This is a genomic window from Paenibacillus alginolyticus DSM 5050 = NBRC 15375, assembly GCF_000422905.1.
Taxonomy (GTDB): domain Bacteria; phylum Bacillota; class Bacilli; order Paenibacillales; family NBRC-103111; genus Paenibacillus_E; species Paenibacillus_E alginolyticus.
Genome location: NZ_AUGY01000194.1, coordinates 1 through 4,987, shown reverse-complemented (window position 1 = coordinate 4,987; position 4,987 = coordinate 1). Strand labels below are relative to the sequence as shown.

At 45.8% G+C, this 4,987-nt stretch carries 5 protein-coding genes and 1 pseudogene; 2 read left to right on the top strand and 4 right to left on the bottom strand.

Features of this window, described 5'->3' with window-relative positions:
• The 3 genes and pseudogenes from G519_RS0137810 to G519_RS46650 form a co-directional block, all read right to left on the bottom strand.
• A partial coding sequence (locus G519_RS0137810; RefSeq protein WP_029198953.1) for a recombinase family protein occupies positions 1-1,726 on the bottom strand: 1,726 nt, incomplete at its 3' end.
• Positions 1,727-1,797: 71 nt separating this feature from the next.
• Positions 1,798-1,944 carry an SHOCT domain-containing protein gene (locus tag G519_RS0137805; protein WP_029198952.1) on the bottom strand — a complete coding sequence of 49 codons (147 nt, stop codon included), beginning with the start codon at positions 1,942-1,944 and terminating at the stop codon, positions 1,798-1,800.
• Positions 1,945-2,691: 747 nt separating this feature from the next.
• Positions 2,692-3,150 (bottom strand): annotated as a pseudogene (locus G519_RS46650) (IS3 family transposase); the annotation flags it as partial.
• Between the two features lie 137 nt (positions 3,151-3,287).
• Here G519_RS46650 and tnpA point away from each other — a divergent pair.
• Positions 3,288-3,533, top strand: a complete 246-nt coding sequence (gene tnpA / locus G519_RS46645) for an IS66 family insertion sequence element accessory protein TnpA (protein WP_051254085.1) — start codon at positions 3,288-3,290, stop codon at positions 3,531-3,533.
• The gene (locus tag G519_RS46640; RefSeq protein WP_051254083.1) at positions 3,527-3,811 is read left to right on the top strand and encodes an IS3 family transposase; all 285 of its coding nucleotides are present in this window, start codon (positions 3,527-3,529) and stop codon (positions 3,809-3,811) included. Before tnpA ends, G519_RS46640 begins: the two co-directional genes overlap by 7 nt.
• Positions 3,812-4,420: 609 nt before the next feature.
• Here the strand turns inward: G519_RS46640 and G519_RS0137780 are convergent.
• Positions 4,421-4,987, bottom strand: a 567-nt coding sequence (locus G519_RS0137780; RefSeq protein ID WP_029198951.1) for a GGDEF domain-containing protein, incomplete at its 5' end; no start/stop codon positions are given.

Here is a 4,987-nt window from a genome sequence, read left to right as displayed (position 1 = left end):
TATTACGCACTCCACATGTGTCGTCGAGGGAATAGGAACACAATTCACCCCCTTCATTTTTCAACGACTTTTTTGATGATTGCCTGCGTGTTTTGCTTTGAACGCTGTTCTGAAAGCCGGTCTTGTAGACGAAGGTCAGCTTGTACGGATTAAGTTTCTTTGGATCGGCGTCTGTACCGATGATAATTTTATCAACAATGCTTTCAAATACGGTGCGATCAAATGACGTCAGGAGTTCGTTCGTGCGAAGCACTTTGCGAAAAAGCTCCAGCCGCTTGCGCGTATCGATTTCTTCTTGTGCGGATTGCTCCAACTGAGCCTTCTCTTCAAGTAATCCTGTCAACGTGGCATCCAGCTCCGCATACTTCTGCTCGTAGGTTGCCCGGTCGATTTTTTCATCCAGGCACAAGTCGATCAGCTTGCAGCGTTTTTGTTCCAATGCTTGAATGTCGCTGATCAATTTGTTCAGCCGTCTTTGACTGTTCTGGTCGCTGAATACGGATTCCATTCTTTTAATCAGCTCATCAATAATGTCCGTATGATTGCGGCAAACCAATTTGTACGATTCCACAAAAGCGTCCTCGATTATTTTTTCATCCAATCCCTTGCTGTGAGGACAGAGCTTCTTCCCCTTTTTTGTGGAGGTGACGCACTGCCAAACCGTCTTTTCGTGTGGAGTTCCGCTGTGCCAGCTCCGCCGCGAGAAATTGCTTCTACAAAACGCACATTCCAGCATGCTGCTGAATGCAAATTTCCTGCTGTATTTTTCACGTTTTCCTTTCATACCGCGACGGCGATTCTCGCCCCTTCTATGCAGGATAGCCTGCGCCCTCTCAAAGACTTCTTCGCTGATGATCGGCTCGTGATGATTTTTGACATAAAACTGATCTTCCTCGCCATAATTCTCAAGTCTTCTCTTGGAGATCGGATCGACGGTAAAGGTCTTCCCCTGCAACAAGTCGCCTTTGTATTTCTCATTTTTGATGATACCAAGAATGCTCGTATCTTGCCATTCGATTCTTCCGTTTTTGGTTTTACGGCCTGCCTCGGTTAATTCCTTAGCAATAACGTATGCGCCCATTCCATCAACGTAACGCTGAAAAATATAGCGGACAAGCTCCGCTTCTTCTTGGTTGATGGAAATCTTCTTCGTGCTCGGATCGTAATCGTACCCCAAACAGCTTTGGAAGCCGACCAACTCGCCGCGCTTCATTTTCATCTTCAAGCCCTTCTTGACGTTGGCGGAGATATTCTCGACTTCTTGTTGCGCAACGGAACTCAAGATGACAAGCAACAGCTCGCCGTCCATCGTCAGCGTATTGATATTCTCGTCTTCAAAAAATACAGCGACGCTCTTTTCCTTCAACATGCGGACGTACTTCAGCGTATCAAGGGTGTTTCTAGCAAAACGGGAAATGGACTTCGTAATGACCATATCGATTTTCCCGTCCATGCAGTCGTTAATCATCCGCTGAAAATCTTCGCGTTTCGTCACCTGCGTCCCCGTGATCGCTTCGTCCGCATACATGTCAACCAACACCCAATCGGTACGCTTGCTGACGAGATCCGTGTAATAGGCCACCTGCGATTTGTAACTGCTGAGCTGCTCCTCGGAATCCGTGCTTACTCGGGCATACGGAGCAACGCGCAGAACATCCGACGATTTCCCACCCTTTCGATCAACCATTTTCCGGTTTGCTTTAATCACTTCTACTTCGATCGCCATCGTTTCGTCCTCCATTCTTATTCACTCGCGATCAGTATAATAAGAGCGGGGCAGACCGACAAATGTGCGAATTAAGAAGTCAGGTCCGAAATGATGCCGTACTCCCGCATGGTTCTACTTTTGATCTGATGAAATTCGTTCTCAGTAATCAACGATCGCGCCAGCAACTGCTTGAGCATCGCAATTTGCATGCTGTAACGGATCAGCTTTTGATTCATAACGAGCCTCCCGATCATTCTGACATACGGAAAAGCAGAGATGCGCACCGCACGAAATAACCTGTACGCATCTCTGTTTCCGCCTCTGTTTTGGTTGTTTCCCTGAAAATAATCCTATCCGGCGGACAGTGGTTAGCCGTCCTCATAGGCTTCAAACCTCTTCCAGGATCGCTGCAAGCCGCCCCCATTGCGATGATCTGTGGCTGGACGGAAGTATCATTATCCCACCGCACGGGTCTTCGCCTTAAATGGCACCACCATTTATTTATTGCATGGGAAAATTCGCTCGCAGTTTGCCGTTTCTGAAAAAGTAGGCAAAAATAAGAATCGACAAAATGGTCGTGGCGCACCTGCAATTCGGCTATCCTTCTAGGCCATGCGGGGAACGTACCGGATAAGATTGTATTTGGTTGTCAAAGGGCGACTGAAGGAATCAAATGTTGTCCTTCTATCATCCATTTCATTTTCGAAGCAAAATCGGACCTTGGGTTGCCAGTATATTGAGAGTAGATACGTTGAACGGGATGGATGCAGGATAAGCAAAAGCGATTCATGTGGAGTGCGTAGAGTCAACACATCGCATTGACAAATAACGAAAACCGTCAAAATTAAACAAAAGCCTAACTAACCCTCATGATAAGTGGTATTATCCCCTCATGGTAGACAGTGAAAAAAGACCCCATGGTATCATGGAGTTTAAGGGACTGACCCCCGTTAGTGAGACAGGGATCAAAACACCTTTCAAGTCTAAGCAGCCAGTTGTCGGAATTGTACCGGCGACTGGTTATTTAGTTTCGTTTGAATGCGAATTGAGTTATAGTAAGTAATGTAATCTCGAATGGTCTGCTCAACGATTGCTGTCGTTGTACAGGTTAAACCTTAGAGATAGAACGTTTCAGACTTTAGCGTGGAATGAAACGATTCGATGGGGGCATTATCAGCCGGCGTTCCCTTACGGGACATGCTCATGGTAATGCCTTTTCCTTTTACCGCTTTCTGGTACGCCTCAGACGTGTAGACACTGCCTTGATCGCTATGGAGCATCGCTCCCGGCAGGTTTGGCAGTTGGTCCAGCGTGTCCAGAACAAACGCTGTGTCTTGCTTGTCTGCTATACTGTAAGCCACAATCTCCCCGTTAAACAAGTCCAAAATACTCGACAGGTACAACGTTTTTCCTCCAAACGGTAAATAGGTAGTAAGCGTCAAACCCAGTACACCTGTTCATAAGAGCCCTAATCCGTCACAATGAATCCATCAGGCATACGAAAGGATAGATTCAGAATGAATACGAGCCTACAAGAGCTTTGGGCCAAGCGAATTAAAGCTTATCAGGCAAGTGGTCAATGAAAGCCTGGTGCGCTGAGCACGACTTGACCGTGCACCAATTAAAATATTGGTTGTACAAAGCGCAGAGACAAGGGGCACGAGTGGGATCCACTCCGGCCTTCCGGGCCGTAACCGTTACCGATCAAACAGCAGAATCCCGGTCGCTTTGGATACAAGTAGGGGCTGCCCGTATTGCGGTTCACCCCGGATTTGAGCCGAAGCTGCTCCGCGATGTCGTCGCCGCACTCACGCCTCCATGCTGAATCTCACTGCTGCTTCGCAGGTCTATCTGGCTTGCGGCTCTACAGACATGCGCAAATCCATTGACGGCCTGGCGGCGGTTGTCCATGCCATATTGGAGAAGGATTGTCTGTCCAGACATGAATTTGAGAGTTACCAGGATGCTTACCAGATCGTTTCGGATTATATCTTATTTTATAATCAGCGGCGGATTCATGGCAGTTTGTACGATTTATCTCCGACCCAATTTGTACAAGCTATACAGCAACAGAATGTACCGCCGTTGATCATAAAAGTCTAGCGGATGGATAAAGCCCTTTATATGGAGGGACGGGCATGATAGGCTGGCTAGCCTCGCGATGCATATTACCCGCATCGCCCTATCGCGAGAAATCCATGCCCGTAGAGGCTCCGTGTCAAGGGCGGCAATGAAGCGCATTTTAAAAAACTACGAATTCGTGAGAATAAGGGAGTAAGACTCTAAAGTTAAGGGTTTAAACCGCCTTCAGAGGGGGATTGCTCAGTATGCAAATGTACGAAGCAGCTGAATTAAGGAAAAAATGGGATAGTAGGCCTTGCAGCCATCCACACGTCGTATCTGAATATCATAGGGGGACAAAAACTGGTGATTACGTATGCACTACATGTGGAGATGTTGGTTGGGGTAAGAATTGGCCAACAGAAGAAGCCCAACATAAGCTAAAAGAATAAACGATTTAGGGTTGCGGAGAATGAAGCAGTATCCCCAATCAATTTCAATTAACAAATCCATAGGTAATTGAACGAAGGAGCATGCCGCGGTAGCTCCTTTAGTATTTTCGCCGATAGACCCGTTAAGGTGAGAAATAACACAAGCGAATTGCCCTTAATTAATGGTGGAAGTGGGTCGGATAATTGAATTGTCGGTGACTTATAAATTCATATAGATTTGGTTGCGTCCCTTTTCTTTCGCTTTATACAATGCGCGGTCAACATCATGTAACAATGCCTCTTCGTTTTTTTGATTTCCTTTTACTAAGGCGCCAATTGAAACTGTAATTGTAAAGGAATATCTTTTATTTCTTTGAAGCGGGCGATTTTGGATTTCTTTAAGGATTCTTTCAGATATCGCTTTGAGCTGCTTGGCGTTGGTTTCGGGCAATATTATGGCAAATTCATCTCCACCCAATCTTGCACAAGTATCTTTTTCCCTCGTACAATCCAACAAAACAAAGGAGATTTCACGAATGGCTCGATCACCGGCCTCGTGCCCATAAGTATCATTGATCTTTTTAAAATGATCGATATCAAGAAGTATAAGAGATAGACTATGATTGTAACGATTTGCATGGGCCAGCTCTTGCTTCAGTTTTTTGTTGAAATATCTTCGGTTATATAAAGAAGTTAAAGTGTCTGTTATGGCCAATTCTTCCAATTGCAGTTCTAATAACTTCCTTTGCGTAATATTGATATGTGAGATTACGGCTCCATAAATCTC